This is a genomic window from Bacillus sp. TH17, assembly GCF_016651125.1.
Classification (GTDB): domain Bacteria; phylum Bacillota; class Bacilli; order Bacillales; family Bacillaceae_G; genus Bacillus_A; species Bacillus_A mycoides.
Window position 1 is genome coordinate 60,356 of the sequence record NZ_JAEKEN010000001.1, and the last position, 15,305, is coordinate 75,660.

A 15,305-nucleotide genomic window follows, 5' to 3' on the forward strand; every position below is an offset into this window, starting at 1 on the left:
ATTAGGGGAAGGAGAATGAAGCTTTGAAAACATTAGAACTACAAGAGCGTTTAACTGAAATTTTTCAGCATTTACATGAAAACCCTGAAGTAAGCTGGAAGGAATATGAAACGACAGCTTATATTACTAACTTTCTAAAAGAAGAAGGAATTTCATATAAAATATTTGATGATTGCCCTGGCGTGATTGCTGAAGTCGGAAGAGCGAATCCAGTTATAGCGATTCGTGCTGATATGGATGCACTATGGCAAGAAGTAGACGGAGAATTTAAAGCGAATCACTCATGCGGCCACGATGCTCATATGACAATTGTGATGGGCCTTATTTTACAATTGAAAAATATGAGATGGGATAGCGGTACTGTTAGATTTATTTTTCAGCCGGCAGAGGAAAAAGGAAATGGTTCCTTAAAGATGGTAGAGAAGGGCGCCGTGGATGATGCTGATTTCTTATTTGGTGTTCATTTAAGGCCGATTGAAGAACTGCCTTTGAAACAAGCAGCCCCATCTATTCGTCACGGAGCTGCAGCATTTTTAGAAGGGATGATTCATGGAGATGATGCACACGGTGCACGCCCACATCAAGGTATAAATGCAATTGATGTCATTTCGATGATCAATATTGGATTGAAAAATATATGGTTACCGCCGCAGACGTCTTATTCTGTTAAGATGACAAGATGCCAAGCTGGTGGTGATAATCTAAATATTATTCCAGGTAACGGGCACTTTAGTTTAGATGTAAGAGCAGAAAATAACATATTACTAGATGAATTGAAGCGGAAAATAGAGCAAGTAATTCAGTCAGCTGAATCAATGGGATCTAAACTTTCTTATGAGTGGATTGATCTCGCACCAGGAGCTGAAGTGTCAGAAGAAGCTGAGCGTTTCATGCGGAAAGGCATTCTTGAAGTGTACGGGGAAGAGGGATGTACTGGACCACTGTATACGACAGGAAGCGATGATTTCCATTACTATACAGTGAAAAGACCCCATTTAAAAGCTGTCATGCTTGGACTAGGGGCGAACTTACAACCTGGATTACACCATCCGTATATGAAGTTTGATCATAGTTGTATAATGGATGGAGTAGAAATATTGAAACAAACTGTATTGAAAGTATTAGAAGACAGGGGCTAGAAAGCTCCTGTTTTTTTGGTAGGAATTTGTTGTTAAGTCGATATATTTGATTTCGCGATAATATAATTTCACGTACCAATTAATTTGATAAAAATGAGCATTCAGTACGTGGTGTATAATAATAGTAATATTTCTTAATAGGAGCAAACGAATGAACGAACAATATTACGATGCTGTATTAAATATAAAAACTGTCGGCGAGCAAAAAGGATTTAATAAGTCTATGCATTATCACCGTTATGAACCGACGCCATATAGCGGATTAGATGAGTTATTGAATCAATATGAAATAACAAGTAGCGATCGAATTGTAGACTTCGGGTGCGGAAAAGGGAGATTGAATTTTTACATGCACCATAAGTGTGGTGCTTCGGCCGTTGGGATTGAAATGAATGAAGAGTTTTATAAAGAAGCAATGGATAATCGTGATCGTTATGCGCGAAAAGTGAGAAACAGTAAAGATAAAATTCGGTTTGAATGTTGTTTAGCGCAGGAATATGAGATTGATCCACGTGATAACCGGTTTTATTTCTTCAATCCATTTTCTGTTCAAGTGTTTATGAATGTAGTAAATAACATTTTGCTTTCAGTAGAAGCGGTGGAGAGAGAAATTGATATTATTTTATACTACCCTTCTGAAGATTATATTTTCTTCTTGGAGAATCAGACTGCATTTGAATTGAAGAAGGAAATAAGATTACCGGGTGCTTATGAGAAGAATGGGAATGAGAGATTTTTAGTTTATACATTAGGATTATAAAAAAAGCAGGTGCCTTGGCACCTGCTTTTTTAAAACTCACGTTTATATAATTAGTTACGGATTAAGTAATCAAATGCACCTAAAGCTGCATTCGCACCTGAACCCATAGAGATGATGATTTGTTTGTACGGATTATTTGTACAGTCACCTGCACCAAACACTCCTGGTACGTTTGTAGCCCCGTGCTTGTCTGTTACGATTTCACCGCGAACGCGTTCAACTGTTTCGCCTAACCAGTCTGTGTTTGGCACAAGACCGATTTGAACGAATACACCTTGTAATTCAACATGGTGTACTTCTTCAGTTTCACGATCGATGTAAGAAATACCGTTTACTTTGTCAGTACCAGTAATTTCTTTCGTTTGAACGTTTTTCAGAACAGTTACGTTAGGTAAGCTGTTAAGACGTTCTTGTAATACAGCATCAGCTTTTAATTCTGGCATGAATTCAAGAACAGTTACGTGCTTAACAATACCTGCTAAGTCAATAGCTGCTTCAATACCAGAGTTACCACCGCCGATAACCGCTACATCTTTTCCGATGAATAATGGACCGTCACAGTGTGGGCAGTATGCTACACCTTTGTTTTTGAACTCAGCTTCACCCGGTACGCCAACATTACGCCAGCGAGCACCTGTTGAAACGATTACGCTCTTACTTTTCAGAATAGCGCCGTTTTCAAGTTCCACTTCAATAAGTTCTTTTTTCTCTAAACGTTTCGCACGTTGTAGATTCATTACATCGATGTCGTATTCTTTTACGTGCTCTTCAAGGCTTGCTACTAGCTTAGGACCTTCAGTGCGTTTTACGCTGATGAAGTTCTCAATACCCATAGTATCCATTACTTGACCACCGAAGCGCTCAGCAACGATACCAGTGCGGATGCCTTTACGTGCTGCATAAATTGCTGCACTTGCACCAGCTGGGCCGCCACCAACAACAAGAACATCGTATGGATCTTTATCAGAAAGCTCTGATGCATCTGGACCGTTACCCATTTTAGCTAAAATTTCTTCAAGTGTCATACGACCGCTTCCGAAAGATTCACCGTTTAGGTAAACAGTTGGTACTGCCATGATGTCTTTACTTTCTACTTCCTCTTTAAATGCAGCGCCATCAATCATAGTATGTGTAATACCAGAGTTTAGAACGCTCATTACGTTAAGAGCTTGTACAACATCAGGACAGTTATGACAACTTAGGCTGATATAAGATTCAAAATGATATTCGCCTTGAATGTTTTTGATTTGATCGATTAATTTTTGTTCAACTTTTGGAGCACGTCCACTAACTTGTAGTAAAGCTAACACTAATGAAGTAAATTCGTGTCCTAATGGAATACCAGCGAATACGACACCAGTGTCTTCACCAGGGCGATTTACGCTAAAGCTTGGTGTTCTCTCTAGTTCAACTTTTTCTACTGTAATCTTAGATGACATAGTAGCTAATTCATCTACTAGAGATAACATATCTTTAGATACGTTATCGTCTCCTGCGCTCACTTTAAGTAAAATATCGTTCTCCATTAACTGAAGGTATTGGGATAGTTGTGTTTTTATATCTGCATCTAGTATCATTTTGATCGAACTCCTTAGATTTTGCCTACAAGGTCAAGGCTTGGTTTAAGTGTTGCAGAACCCTCTTGCCATTTAGCTGGACAAACTTCACCTGGGTTGTTACGTACGTATTGAGCTGCTTTAATTTTGTTAACAAGAATGCTTGCGTCACGGCCGATACCGTCAGCATTGATTTCCATAGATTGGATAACGCCGTCTGGATCGATGATGAATGTACCACGAGCAGCAAGACCTTCTTCTTCCATTAAAACGTTGAAGTTTGTAGTGATTGTGCGAGTTGGGTCACCAATCATAATGTATTCGATTTTGCCGATAGTTTCTGAGCTATCATGCCATGCTTTGTGAGTGAAGTGAGTGTCTGTAGATACAGAGTATACTTCAACGCCTAAGTCTTTTAGAGTTGCGTATTGGTTTTGTAAGTCTTCAAGTTCAGTTGGACAAACGAATGTGAAGTCTGCTGGATAGAAACAAACTACGCTCCATCTTCCTTTTAAACTTTCGTCAGTAACTTGGATAAATTCTCCATTATGGTAAGCATTAGCTTTAAACGGTTTTACTTCTGTGCCGATTAATAACATATTAAAATTCCTCCTAAAGGTTGGTTTTGAGCATCGGAAATTAGTTTGCTCATAAAATATATTTTTTAATTAACTATAATAATTCTAATTCGATATTAATTATCATATAGAAGTGGTTATTTTGTCAAGAGAATAAACCAACTTTATACCAATTTAATTAATATTTATTCTCAATTAAGGCTGCTAGGGAATTAAAAGGTAATTTTCAAGTCATAAATTTTCAATGAGTGTTTGAAAGAGTAGTGTGTATGTTAGAGACATGGTGTAAGTATAAATTCTTAGGAAGGAAATATTTCTTAGAAGTTGTGGATTTGAAAAGGAACTGCTTACTTCTATTTTACAAAGAATTGTGCAATAAATAAAACAAAATGTATCGGAATCTTTGTGAACAATTATTGTCATCTTAAATATATATAATAAGAAGTATATTGCAATGAGAAATAGAAACATTGACGCTCATTTCTAACAAGATATAATAAAAGCGAGATATGTATTGCAATAGAGAAGATATAGTATAGATTGAAAAAGTTTCAGTCTATTATTTTTTACGGCTTTTAGAAAACGTTTACATTTAGTGTGGAGGGGAAACCATGTCTAAGTTCACGAAGTATTTTTTAATGGAAGCTAAAGATGTGATTGCATATGTGCAAGAGAAATTACCTAAGTTCGAGCATGCAAAGGGGCTAAAGTGTAAAGAAATAGGTGATGGTAATTTAAATTATGTGTTCCGCGTTTGGGATGAACAGAAGAACATGTCTGTCATTGTAAAGCAAGCTGGGGATACAGCGCGTATTTCAGATGAGTTTAAGTTGTCGACGAATCGAATCCGTATAGAATCAGATGTTTTGCGATTAGAAGGAGAGTTAGCATCTGGACTCGTGCCAAATGTATATTTGTTTGATAGTGTGATGAATTGTTGCGTGATGGAAGATTTATCAGATCACACAATATTGCGTACAGCACTCATAAATCATCAAATGTTTCCGAGGCTTGCTGATGATTTAACTACTTTTATGGTAAATACCCTTCTATTAACATCAGATGTTGTAATGAATCATAAAGAGAAGAAGGAACTCGTGAAGAATTATATAAATCCTGAGTTATGTGAGATTACAGAGGACCTCGTATATTCAGAGCCATTCACAAACCATAATAAACGCAACGAATTGTTTCAATTAAATGAAGGATGGATTAGGGAGCATATTTATAGTGATAAAGAGCTTCGTATGGAAGTAGCAAAACTTAAGTTTTCGTTTATGACGAATGCACAAGCGCTACTTCACGGTGATTTACATACTGGTTCTGTTTTTGTAAAAAGTGATTCTACAAAGGTTATTGATCCTGAATTTGCTTTTTATGGACCTATGGGATATGACGTTGGGAATATAATGGCGAATTTAATGTTTGCATGGGTGAATGCAGATGCAGTGATGCAATCTGGTATTGAGAAAGATACATATATGAACTGGATAGAATCTACCATGATAGATGTAATTGATTTATTTAAGAAGAAGTTTTTAGATGCTTGGGATATTCATGTGACAGAGATTATGGCGAAGGAAGAAGGCTTTAACCGAGTTTATTTACAATCTGTATTAGAGGATACAGCTGCAGTGACGGGTCTTGAGTTAATTCGTCGTATTGTTGGTCTAGCGAAGGTAAAGGATATGACTTGTATTGAGAATGAAGAGGCGCGTGCTAGAGCGGAGCGAATTTGTCTTCAGACAGCGAAGAAGTTTATTTTACAAGCGAATCAATATAAAACAGGTAGCAGCTTTGTAGAAACGTTAAAAAAACAGTCAATGCATAGTGCGAAATAAGGGGAAAAGATGATGGCAGAGCAATTAATACCAATTCAGTGGAAAGATGATGCTTTAGTGTTATTGGATCAAACGGTATTACCGAACGAAGTAGTCTATGAATCTTTTAAAACGGCTGAGGGTGTGTGGGATGCGATTCAAGTAATGAAAGTACGAGGAGCGCCGGCAATAGGTGTTTCAGCAGCCTACGGTGTGTATTTAGGAGTAAAGGAAGTTGCGGAAAGTTCGGCGGAAGAATTCATAGCGGAAGTAAAAAAGGTATGTGCATACTTAGCGACATCAAGACCGACGGCAGTAAATTTATTTTGGGCGCTTGAAAGAATGGAAAGTGTCGCGAAAGAGAATGCTCACTTATCAATTGCGCAGTTGAAAGATAGATTATTAGAAGAAGCAAAAGAAATTCATAGAGAAGATGAAGAAATTAACCGTCAAATTGGAGAACATGCATTAACATTATTCCATGATGGCATGGGGGTATTAACGCATTGTAATGCAGGTGCGTTAGCAACGACTAAGTATGGAACTGCGACAGCTCCAATGTACTTAGCGAAAGAAAAAGGATGGGACTTAAAAATCTATTCCGATGAAACACGCCCTAGATTACAAGGTTCAACGTTAACGGCATTAGAACTGCAGCGAGCGGGAATTGATGTAACGGTCATTACAGATAATATGGCGGCAATGGTCATGTCACAAGGGAAAATCGATGCAGTAATCGTTGGATGTGATCGTGTAGCAGCAAACGGGGATGTAGCAAATAAAATTGGAACATTAGGTGTTTCGATTTTGGCTAAATATTATAACATTCCGTTTTATGTAGCAGCACCAACGCCGACAATTGATTTGAAAACACTGACAGGAAAAGAAATTCCAATTGAAGAAAGGGATGCTTCTGAAGTGATCAATCGTTTCGGACAATACTCTGCTCCTCAAGAAAGTAAAGTATACAATCCGGCATTTGATGTCACGCCATATGAAAATATAACAGCGATTATTACGGAAAAAGGAATTGTGAGAGCACCGTTTATGGAGAATTTAAAAAAGCTATTTCAATAAGTAGATAGTTTTTAGAAAAATAGTCATCATAAGTTTCTTACTAGGGGGATGTATATGTTACTGCAAAAAGAAAGAGAAGAAGTTGTAGCGTACGGAAAGAAAATGATTTCTAGTGGTTTAACAAAGGGGACTGGCGGTAATATTAGTATTTTTAACCGTGAACAAGGTCTTGTTGCAATTAGCCCAAGTGGCCTAGATTATTATGAAACGACGCCTGAAGATGTAGTTATATTGAATTTAGATGGTGAAGTGATAGAAGGAGAGAAAAAACCATCAAGCGAATTAGATATGCACCTTATCTATTATAGAAATCGTGAAGATATAAATGCGCTTGTACATACACATTCTCCTTATGCGAAGACAATCGCATCATTAGGATGGGAACTTCCTGCAGTATCGTATTTAATTGCTTTTGCAGGCCCGAATGTACGCTGTGCACCGTATGAAACATTTGGTACGGAGCAATTAGCAGAGGCTGCTTTCGAGGGCATGATTGATCGCCGTGCAGTTTTACTTGCGAACCATGGTTTAATGGCCGGAGCGAATAATATAAAAATGGCGTTTACTATTGCAGAAGAAATAGAGTTTTGTGCTCAAATTTATTATCAAACGAAAAGTGTCGGAGAACCGAAATTACTGCCAGAAGACGAGATGGAGAATTTGGCGAAGAAGTTTGAAGGGTATGGGCAGCAGTAGAATGAAATGAAAACACCCTCAAGAAAAAATCTTGAGGGTGTTTCTCTATGCCTTCTTCAATAACAAATACATAAAGTAAGGAGCACCAATTAAAGCAACGACAATACCTGCGGGGATGCCGCTAGGTTCGACGATATTTCGTCCAATTGTATCCGCTAGTAGTAATAACCATCCGCCGATTAAAACGGCGATAGGGATGAATATTTGATGTCTTGGACCTACTAAAGATTTGGCAATGTGAGGAGCCATAAGTCCGATAAAGCTAATGCCTCCTGTTACGGAAACAGCAGCGGCAGCAAGTGCAACGGCTGCGATTAATAAGTATCTTCGTTCTTTTTCAATTTCAATTCCAACACCGATTGCTACTGGCTCGTTTAATGCTAGTATATTTAATCTATTTGCCTTATAGAAAACAAATGGAATTAATACGATTAGCCAAGGAAGCATTGCTAAAACAAATGTCCAGTCATCTCCCCAAATGTTTCCGGCAATCCATTTAGCGATAAAGTCTACTTTCATACGATCTGCAGATGAAATAAGTACAATCATTACGCCAGATAGTGCAAAGGAAAAACCGATGCCGGTTAATGTTAATCTTATTGGCTGAAGGCCTGTGGATTTGCTATATGAAAATACGTAAATTAGAACAGCTGTTAGAAACGCACCGATAAATCCAACGACTGGTAGTAGGTAAAGGAATGAACCTACGTCTATCGGGAAGTATAGAAAGAAAAAAGCAACTGCAACACCAGCACCAGCGTTAATGCCGAGAATACCAGGTTCAGCTAAATCGTTTCGGGTAATACCTTGTAATACAGCACCTGATAAAGCGAGTGCCATACCAGCTAATAATGTAATGACGATTCTAGGTAGCCTTAAAGAATATAAAACGAATTCTTCTTTAAATGAACCTTGTCCCATAAGTGTTGGGATTAATCTGTCATAGGAGAGAGCGGCAGAACCGAGTCCCATTCCAATTACAATTGTTGTGATGGTAAGTATGAGTAATGCAAGTATGATAAGGCGTTGTTTTTTTAGAATAGATTGCATCATGAGAAAGTTCTTCCTCCTTTACGTACAATAAATAGGAAGAATGGTAATCCTACAATTGCGACGATTGCAGCAACTGGTGTTTCATACGGAGCGTTAATTGTACGTCCGATTGTATCTGCGAGCAGCATAAAGGAAGCACCAGCGATCGCTGACATCGGTATAACAAAACGGTAATCTGGTCCAACGATTGGACGAACCATATGGGGTACCATAAGGCCGATAAATGCCATGTTTCCGACAAGCGCTACAGAAGCACCTGCAAGCAAGATAATAATGATAAATAAAATTGTTTTAATGACGATAATTTTTTGGCCGAGTCCAACAGCAACTTCTTCACTGAAACTAAGAACTGTTAATTTCTTTGCAAGTAAGATAGCGATAAATATACTTATTGAAATAACCGGAATAATAATTTTTAATTGGCTCCAACTCGTTCCAATTACGCCCCCAGCCGTCCACATTGATACATCTTGTGAAATTTTAAAGTAAATGCCAACACCTTCTGAGATTGCAAGTAGAAATGCTGAAACAGCAGCACCAGCTAATACAATTCGAAGAGGGGAAAGTCCGCCCTTTTTCACCATGCCAATTCCAAATACCATAATAGCGCCAATTGCAGCACCGATAAAGCAAGCTAGTGTTAAGTAAAGGTAGCTTATAGAAGGATTGAAGGCAAGTGTTAGTGCAAGTGCAGCATTTGCGCCACCAGTTAGGCCAAGTAATCCAGGATCGGCAAGTGGGTTTCGCGTTAATCCTTGCATAATTGCACCAGAAACAGCGAGTCCAGCTCCTACAAAAATAGCAGCAACTTCACGTGGTAAACGTATTTCACGAAGGATGGATAGCTTATCTCCTTTAGCAGAGGAAGTAAGTGCTAACCATACGTCTTTTATAGAAGTATCTGCAGCGCCTAACACCATTGCAAACATAAAAATAAGAAAGAATGCAATGATACTCAAAATTAATTTGTATGTAAAAGCGTTGGAACGTAGGTTGTCTTGCTCTTTTTTCATTCGTTTCACATCTTTTCTTTTCATAGAATAAAGGAAGAGGAATTCTTAAATTAAGAATTCCTCATGTTTGTATTATTGACCAAGAAAGCTCTTCTTGAAGAAGTCTAGTTGGAAATCTAATGTAAGTGGATCATTGAAATAGAATTCCATCATGTTTGCTTCATATACACGATTATTTTTTACTGCTGGAATGTTTTTATATGATTCTGTCTCTTGGAATGAGTTATCAGTATCTTTGTTTTTACTTACGATTAAGTAATCACCAGCAAACTCAGGTAATACCTCAGTAGATAATGCGTAGTATCCTTCTTTTAAAGCTTTTTCTTTTACTTTTTCAGGCATTTTTAATTTCATTTCTTGGTAAAGAATTTCTGTTCCACGGCCCCAGTTTTCGCCGTATACGTAAAGCTGTTTGTTGAAGTTTTCAACAACAGAAACGGTTGCATCTTCACCAATCTTCGCTTTAATGTCTTTTCCAGCTGTTTGTGCACGTTTCTTGAAATCATCAACCCAAGTTTTTGCTTCTTTTTCTTTATTTAATAATTTACCGATTTCTAAGTGTTGTGTTAAGTAATCAACTTTTCCGTAAGTGTATGTTACAGTAGGAGCGATTTTCTTTAACTTATCAACATTTTTAATATTTGATAAACCAATGATTAAATCTGGATTTAATTCAGCAATCTTTTCAACATTCTCATCTGATACTTCAGCGACATTTTTCAGTTTGCTATCGAAACGTGGGTTTTGTTTAGACCATGAATCTACCCCAACAAGATTTACACCTAATGACATTACGTTACCAGCGAATGATGATAGGACAACAACACGTTGTGGATTTGCTGGAACTTCTACTTTACCATTTTCAGATTGGTATGTAATTGTTTCTGATTTCTTACCTTTTGCGTCGTTCTTCTTGTCTGTTGAACCGTTGCTACAAGCACTCATAACAAGGACGAACAGAACTGTTAGTGAAATAAATAATTTTTTCATCGTCTTTCTCCTTTAGATAGATGATATGTGATATACAATAAATTGTTTAGCTTTGATCTTTTGAAAAGTTAGTGGTAATACAAAAGTCTTATTAACAATCTTGAACTTGAGATTTTACCATATAGTATTCACCATAGTAATAGAAGAAGATGTAATCTCACAGTTGCTAATAATTAACAAATTGATAATGATTATCACTATTGATTCTTTAAATACTATAATTTTATATAGGTGTATTGTCAATAGTGATTTTGATTGTAAAATTTATAAAAACAAGTTATATTTTATTGAGAATGATAATCAATTATTAGTAGCTGAGGAGTGACACGAATGAATCAAGAAGAATTGTTTGATGTAACTGTGATAGGCGGAGGACCTGCAGGGCTTTATTCAGCTTTTTATAGCGGACTAAGAGAGATGAAAACGAAAATAATAGAATTTCAACCACAGTTAGGTGGTAAAATACATGTTTATCCAGAAAAAATGATTTGGGATATCGGCGGATTATTACCGGTTACTGGTGAGAAATTAATTGAGCAACTTGTACAACAAGGATTAACATTTCAGCCTGAAGTTGTATTGAATACAAAAATAGAATCAATTATTCGTAATCAGAATGGCATTTTTACGTTGAAAACAAGCTCTGGGGAAGAACATTTTTCAAAAACAGTGATCGTCGCAACTGGGAGTGGTATATTGAATCCACAAAAGTTATCAATTGAAGGTGCTGAGAGATTCGAAGTCTCAAATTTAAATTATACAGTTAAATCGTTAAAACGTTTCAAAGATAAAACGGTAATTATTTCAGGCGGAGGGAACTCCGCAATTGATTGGGCGAACGAATTAGAACCAATCGCGAAAAAAGTTTATTTAACATATAGAAAAGAAGAATTATCTGGTCATGAAGCACAAGTAAAACAACTTATGAACAGTTCAGCAGAATGTTTCTTTAATACATCGATTACAAAATTAATTGCTGGTGATAACCATGAAGCGATTGAATATGTAGAATTAACAAATCATGAAACTGGAGAAGTTTCTCATTTATCTATCGATGAAGTTATTATTAATCATGGATATGAACGCGATATAACATTATTAGAAAATAGTGAGCTAGATGTTGCTATTGTTGATAATTATTATATTGCAGGGAATGCAAATAGTGAGTCCTCGGTAGACGGATTATATGCCGCTGGAGATATTTTAAAGCATGACGGAAAATTACATTTAATTGCAGGGGCATTCCAAGATGCTGGAAATGCTGTGAATAAAGCGAAACAATTTATTCAACCTGATGCAAGTGAGTACGGAATGGTTTCTTCCCATAATGAAGTATTTAAGAAGAGAAATCGAGAATTGATTAAGCAGATGATGAAATAATAAAGGAACAAGTATACCCCCATTTATATCTCTATTTCTATGGACGAGAGATACAAATGGGGTTTTTCCTGTTTACTATATTTTCAATCATTTTCATGACACCGTTTTCATTAGTTCATGTCATATGAATGTATTTCTATAAAAAGGGAACACAAAGACTTGAACATTTTATTTGTAAATCTTTCTAGGAAACAATGAATCTATAGTTGGTTTGTGCGGACCATTATTAAATTATGCTGTCCCTTTTTCCTGTTCATTAGGAAATGGAATATTTTGTATGGAAACAATATATTGTTTTCCATGTTGTCGAGCTAATGATTCTAATATTTGACGAACGCGTTTTGTAAGATTGCCTTGTTTTTTTATAGCTTCACAATATGCATCATAGAAAACGTATTTAGCCCAAAGGAAATCATCTTGTTGGAATAAGAAATGATTTTTGTACCATTCACCAATTGTATGATAGCAATTGTTTTCATGTACTGCTGCACTTTGTGAAAGAATACGATCGGATAAAGACTTAGATAGATGAGAAATTGTGTTTTCTGTTTCAATTCGTAATGTTTTTTCTAACATTGTAATGATGTGACGAGTAGCCATATGTTAACTCTCCTTTGTGTAAATGGGTAATACCATTCTATATTTAAAAAAATACTTACTATACTATTATACAATATATGGAATGCATCTACCTGCTTTTTAATTTGTATTTACAAAATCTTTTTTATTTGTTTACAAAAATAAAGTAAGATACATTATGTATATGAAAAAATAATAAAGGAATGAACACATTGTATATAACGATAGAAGAGGCTGCGGAGTATTTGAAATTACCAAAATCGTATGTTGAAGACTTAATTCAGCAAAAGAAAGTTCGTGCATTGTTTGATGGAGAGCAATATTTAATAAATAAGGAACAGTTTAATACACATTTAGAACAAATGGAGAAATATAAGCAGTTAGTGGAAGAAATATTAAATGAACCAATTCCAGAAGATATGGATGTTAAAGACGAAGATTAAATTTATAAAAAGCCCCCGTATTAAGATATGCAGAAATGTATCTTAATACGGGGGCTTTTTATATTAAGGGATGAAAAAGTCATCCGAAATCCTAGAGTTACTTTAAGGGAAAGAAGATTTTATGGGGATTAGTATTATTAGTTAAAAGCATATTTTTTCATAGCGGGGACAAACATAGCGAACATAACCTGTACAGATACATATACTATCAGTGCAAAAGCTTATAAATTAATGGAAGGGGTTTTCTCGTGAGTTTATTTCATTGTGATTTTTTGAAAGACTTAATTGGATCTTACGTGAGAGTAAACAGAGGTGGTCCAGAATCTCAAAAAGGAATAATAGTCGCAGTATGTTCGGATTACTTTGTATTAAAGAGTGAAAAAGGAGAGCTTTCTTACTATCAGCTTCGCCATCTAAAAAGTGTTACAAAAAATACGAAAGATTGTGAAGCAGATGATTATGGATGGTTGGAATATGAAGATGACTTTGAAAAGCTACTTCAAAGCTTCAAATATCGCTGGGTGAAAATTAATCGGGGTGGCCCAGAAAAAATTGAAGGTATTTTACAAGATGTTTCTTGTGATTATGTGACATTAATTGTAAAAGAAGAAGTTATATTAATCTCAATAACTCATATTAAGAGTGTTAGTTATAGCCCAGTAGTGTGCGGAGAGAGCGAAGAAAGTAACAGTGAAAGCAACAGTGAAAGCAATAGTGAAAGCAATAATTCAGGTCGAACTCGTGCACAAAGACAATCAAGTAGAGGAAGATAATAAGGAAGGAGGATACGAACTTGGAGAGCGTATTATGCTGTGATCAAATTAAAGGTTTAGTCGGTGAGAATGTAAAAGTAAATCTGCGCGGACCAGAAAGTCGAGTAGGTGTACTGTTATCGTTAGGAAAAGATTACCTTACACTACAATTACCCCATGGAGAAGTAGTGTATTATCAGCTGAAACATGTGAAGAGTCTAGTCAAGAAAGTGAAAGAAACAAAATGTGACGATTACTATGGTTCATGTTTCTATTCTGATGAAGATACTTTTTTTGATGTATTAAAAGACCTGAAGTATAAGTGGATAAAGATTAATCGCGGTGGACCAGAGTGTGTAGAAGGTTTATTAAGTGAAGTGCATGAAGAATGTATTATACTAGTAAACTGTGATGAAGTTATTTATATAATTAATTATCATATTAAGAGTGTGAGTCAAGTAGTGAAATGTAAAAAGAATGAAGATGAATAATGTTTAATAAATAAGAGGGGCATTATGATTGGAAGTAAAGAACGATTTCATAGTTCGCTACAATTATGAACGATATATGAAAAGGATCTCTTACTATTAAAAGACAGAACATTGCCCTGATTATTTTTTTAGAAATGGAAGGCAGGAAAAGTAGTATTTTATAGAAAGGAGGATATAGATGAATGAGTTAAACAAAAATATTGGAGAAAATATATACGTTAAATTAATCGGTGAAAAAAGATTTAAAGGTGTATTAATTGATGTAGGAAATGATATTGTAGTTCTTTACAATGGACAAGACTATGTATATATATCTTTATACCATATCCAGTATTATAAATTTTTAAGAGAGCATGATGAAGAAATATTAAAGCCTGGTGTGGACTCTGTAATTAAGAGGGAATCACCTTCAATTTCTTTGAGAAAAGTATTAATCACATCTAAAGGGATTTTTACAGAAATTTATGTGGCAGGAAATGTTCCGATACACGGTTATGTTACAAGTGTGATGAACGATTATATTGTTTTTTATAGCCCTGTTTACAAAACTGTATATATATCTTTAAAGCATTTGAAGTGGTTAATTCCTTATAAAGAGAACCAAGTGCCTTATTCCCTCAATAAAAATGAACTCCCCGTAAATCCATTAAATATTACTCTAGCTAGAACTTTTGAAGAACAGCTTATTAAAATGTCAGGGAAAATTATGGTGTTTGATTTAGGCGAGGAATCTAATAAAATCGGAAAGATGACGAAAATTGATGAAGGGCATATTGAAATATTAAAAGCACGTGACGCAAAAATGTACGTGAATATTCAACATGTGAAATCTGTCCATTGTCCGTAGGCTAGTTGAAAGGGCTGGCTTTTTCTTTTATATATAGGGAAGAAAAGGTCGAGCCTATTTGTTTAATTCGATTTGGATATGAGGGGGAAATGAATTGAATATCATATAGGTATGTTAGTGTGATCTTTGAA

General features: G+C 35.8%; 16 protein-coding genes. 10 read left to right on the top strand and 6 right to left on the bottom strand.

Annotation, left to right across the window (positions count from 1 at the left end):
* Window positions 1-23 precede the first annotated feature (23 nt).
* Together JFT95_RS00270 and JFT95_RS00275 are read left to right on the top strand one after the other, a co-directional pair.
* Complete coding sequence (locus tag JFT95_RS00270; protein ID WP_201051081.1) at window positions 24-1,139, top strand: M20 peptidase aminoacylase family protein; 1,116 nt, start codon at window positions 24-26, stop codon at window positions 1,137-1,139.
* A 151-nt stretch (window positions 1,140-1,290) separates the two neighbouring features.
* Window positions 1,291-1,899, top strand: coding sequence for an SAM-dependent methyltransferase (locus JFT95_RS00275; RefSeq protein ID WP_016103219.1), 609 nt, complete (start codon window positions 1,291-1,293; stop codon window positions 1,897-1,899).
* A 50-nt stretch (window positions 1,900-1,949) separates the two neighbouring features.
* On the opposite strand, the gene ahpF is transcribed toward JFT95_RS00275, so the two are convergent.
* Together ahpF and ahpC are read right to left on the bottom strand one after the other, a co-directional pair.
* A complete protein-coding gene (gene ahpF, locus JFT95_RS00280; protein ID WP_002124933.1) occupies window positions 1,950-3,476 on the bottom strand; it encodes an alkyl hydroperoxide reductase subunit F in 1,527 nt (508 codons plus the stop codon).
* A gap of 14 nt (window positions 3,477-3,490) precedes the next feature.
* Complete coding sequence (gene ahpC, locus JFT95_RS00285) at window positions 3,491-4,054, bottom strand: alkyl hydroperoxide reductase subunit C (protein WP_201051083.1); 564 nt, start codon at window positions 4,052-4,054, stop codon at window positions 3,491-3,493.
* A 590-nt stretch (window positions 4,055-4,644) separates the two neighbouring features.
* Between ahpC and mtnK the strand changes: the two genes are divergently transcribed.
* From mtnK to JFT95_RS00300, 3 genes are read left to right on the top strand one after another with little or no spacing between them, the layout of a single operon-like run.
* Entirely contained in the window at window positions 4,645-5,874 is a 1,230-nt protein-coding gene (gene mtnK / locus JFT95_RS00290) for an S-methyl-5-thioribose kinase (RefSeq protein ID WP_098167872.1), read from the top strand.
* Between the two features lie 12 nt (window positions 5,875-5,886).
* The gene (gene mtnA, locus JFT95_RS00295; protein WP_201051085.1) at window positions 5,887-6,930 is read left to right on the top strand and encodes an S-methyl-5-thioribose-1-phosphate isomerase; all 1,044 of its coding nucleotides are present in this window, start codon (window positions 5,887-5,889) and stop codon (window positions 6,928-6,930) included.
* 54 nt (window positions 6,931-6,984) lie between these two features.
* Window positions 6,985-7,626 (top strand): L-fuculose-phosphate aldolase, encoded by a 642-nt coding sequence (locus JFT95_RS00300; protein ID WP_201051086.1) that lies wholly within the window; start codon window positions 6,985-6,987, stop codon window positions 7,624-7,626.
* Between the two features lie 45 nt (window positions 7,627-7,671).
* Here the strand turns inward: JFT95_RS00300 and JFT95_RS00305 are convergent, their stop codons facing one another.
* The 3 genes from JFT95_RS00305 to JFT95_RS00315 are packed head-to-tail and all read right to left on the bottom strand — an operon-like array spanning window position 7,672 to window position 10,682.
* Window positions 7,672-8,679, bottom strand: a complete 1,008-nt coding sequence (locus tag JFT95_RS00305; RefSeq protein ID WP_201051088.1) for a FecCD family ABC transporter permease — start codon at window positions 8,677-8,679, stop codon at window positions 7,672-7,674.
* The gene (locus JFT95_RS00310; protein ID WP_002091286.1) at window positions 8,676-9,716 is read right to left on the bottom strand and encodes a FecCD family ABC transporter permease; all 1,041 of its coding nucleotides are present in this window, start codon (window positions 9,714-9,716) and stop codon (window positions 8,676-8,678) included. Before JFT95_RS00310 ends, JFT95_RS00305 begins: the two co-directional genes overlap by 4 nt.
* A 48-nt stretch (window positions 9,717-9,764) precedes the next feature.
* Window positions 9,765-10,682 (bottom strand): iron-hydroxamate ABC transporter substrate-binding protein, encoded by a 918-nt coding sequence (locus JFT95_RS00315; RefSeq protein ID WP_000732562.1) that lies wholly within the window; start codon window positions 10,680-10,682, stop codon window positions 9,765-9,767.
* Window positions 10,683-11,012: 330 nt separating this feature from the next.
* Between JFT95_RS00315 and JFT95_RS00320 the strand changes: the two genes are divergently transcribed.
* A complete protein-coding gene (locus JFT95_RS00320) occupies window positions 11,013-12,062 on the top strand; it encodes an NAD(P)/FAD-dependent oxidoreductase (protein WP_201051090.1) in 1,050 nt (349 codons plus the stop codon).
* Window positions 12,063-12,293: 231 nt separating this feature from the next.
* On the opposite strand, the gene JFT95_RS00325 is transcribed toward JFT95_RS00320, so the two are convergent.
* The gene (locus tag JFT95_RS00325; RefSeq protein WP_201051092.1) at window positions 12,294-12,662 is read right to left on the bottom strand and encodes a hypothetical protein; all 369 of its coding nucleotides are present in this window, start codon (window positions 12,660-12,662) and stop codon (window positions 12,294-12,296) included.
* A gap of 182 nt (window positions 12,663-12,844) precedes the next feature.
* Between JFT95_RS00325 and JFT95_RS00330 the strand changes: the two genes are divergently transcribed.
* From JFT95_RS00330 to JFT95_RS00345, 4 genes are all read left to right on the top strand, one after another.
* Window positions 12,845-13,084 (top strand): helix-turn-helix domain-containing protein, encoded by a 240-nt coding sequence (locus JFT95_RS00330; protein ID WP_002010190.1) that lies wholly within the window; start codon window positions 12,845-12,847, stop codon window positions 13,082-13,084.
* Window positions 13,085-13,332: 248 nt separating this feature from the next.
* The gene (locus JFT95_RS00335) at window positions 13,333-13,857 is read left to right on the top strand and encodes a spore coat protein (protein ID WP_088293265.1); all 525 of its coding nucleotides are present in this window, start codon (window positions 13,333-13,335) and stop codon (window positions 13,855-13,857) included.
* A gap of 20 nt (window positions 13,858-13,877) precedes the next feature.
* Entirely contained in the window at window positions 13,878-14,327 is a 450-nt protein-coding gene (locus JFT95_RS00340; protein WP_002016711.1) for a hypothetical protein, read from the top strand.
* A gap of 178 nt (window positions 14,328-14,505) precedes the next feature.
* On the top strand, window positions 14,506-15,174 hold the full coding sequence (locus JFT95_RS00345) for an LSm family protein (RefSeq protein ID WP_002016710.1): 669 nt from the start codon (window positions 14,506-14,508) through the stop codon (window positions 15,172-15,174).
* Window positions 15,175-15,305 lie beyond the last annotated feature (131 nt).

Coding starts and splice junctions, on each gene's coding strand:
- ahpF (WP_002124933.1), bottom strand. CDS start 3,476: ATGATACTAGATGCAGATATAAAAACACAACTATCCCAATACCTTCAG.
- mtnK (WP_098167872.1), top strand. CDS start 4,645: ATGTCTAAGTTCACGAAGTATTTTTTAATGGAAGCTAAAGATGTGATT.
- JFT95_RS00315 (WP_000732562.1), bottom strand. CDS start 10,682: ATGAAAAAATTATTTATTTCACTAACAGTTCTGTTCGTCCTTGTTATG.
- JFT95_RS00330 (WP_002010190.1), top strand. CDS start 12,845: ATGAACACATTGTATATAACGATAGAAGAGGCTGCGGAGTATTTGAAA.
- JFT95_RS00325 (WP_201051092.1), bottom strand. CDS start 12,662: ATGGCTACTCGTCACATCATTACAATGTTAGAAAAAACATTACGAATT.
- ahpC (WP_201051083.1), bottom strand. CDS start 4,054: ATGTTATTAATCGGCACAGAAGTAAAACCGTTTAAAGCTAATGCTTAC.
- JFT95_RS00320 (WP_201051090.1), top strand. CDS start 11,013: ATGAATCAAGAAGAATTGTTTGATGTAACTGTGATAGGCGGAGGACCT.
- JFT95_RS00305 (WP_201051088.1), bottom strand. CDS start 8,679: ATGATGCAATCTATTCTAAAAAAACAACGCCTTATCATACTTGCATTA.
- JFT95_RS00300 (WP_201051086.1), top strand. CDS start 6,985: ATGTTACTGCAAAAAGAAAGAGAAGAAGTTGTAGCGTACGGAAAGAAA.
- JFT95_RS00345 (WP_002016710.1), top strand. CDS start 14,506: ATGAATGAGTTAAACAAAAATATTGGAGAAAATATATACGTTAAATTA.
- JFT95_RS00275 (WP_016103219.1), top strand. CDS start 1,291: ATGAACGAACAATATTACGATGCTGTATTAAATATAAAAACTGTCGGC.
- mtnA (WP_201051085.1), top strand. CDS start 5,887: ATGGCAGAGCAATTAATACCAATTCAGTGGAAAGATGATGCTTTAGTG.
- JFT95_RS00310 (WP_002091286.1), bottom strand. CDS start 9,716: ATGAAAAGAAAAGATGTGAAACGAATGAAAAAAGAGCAAGACAACCTA.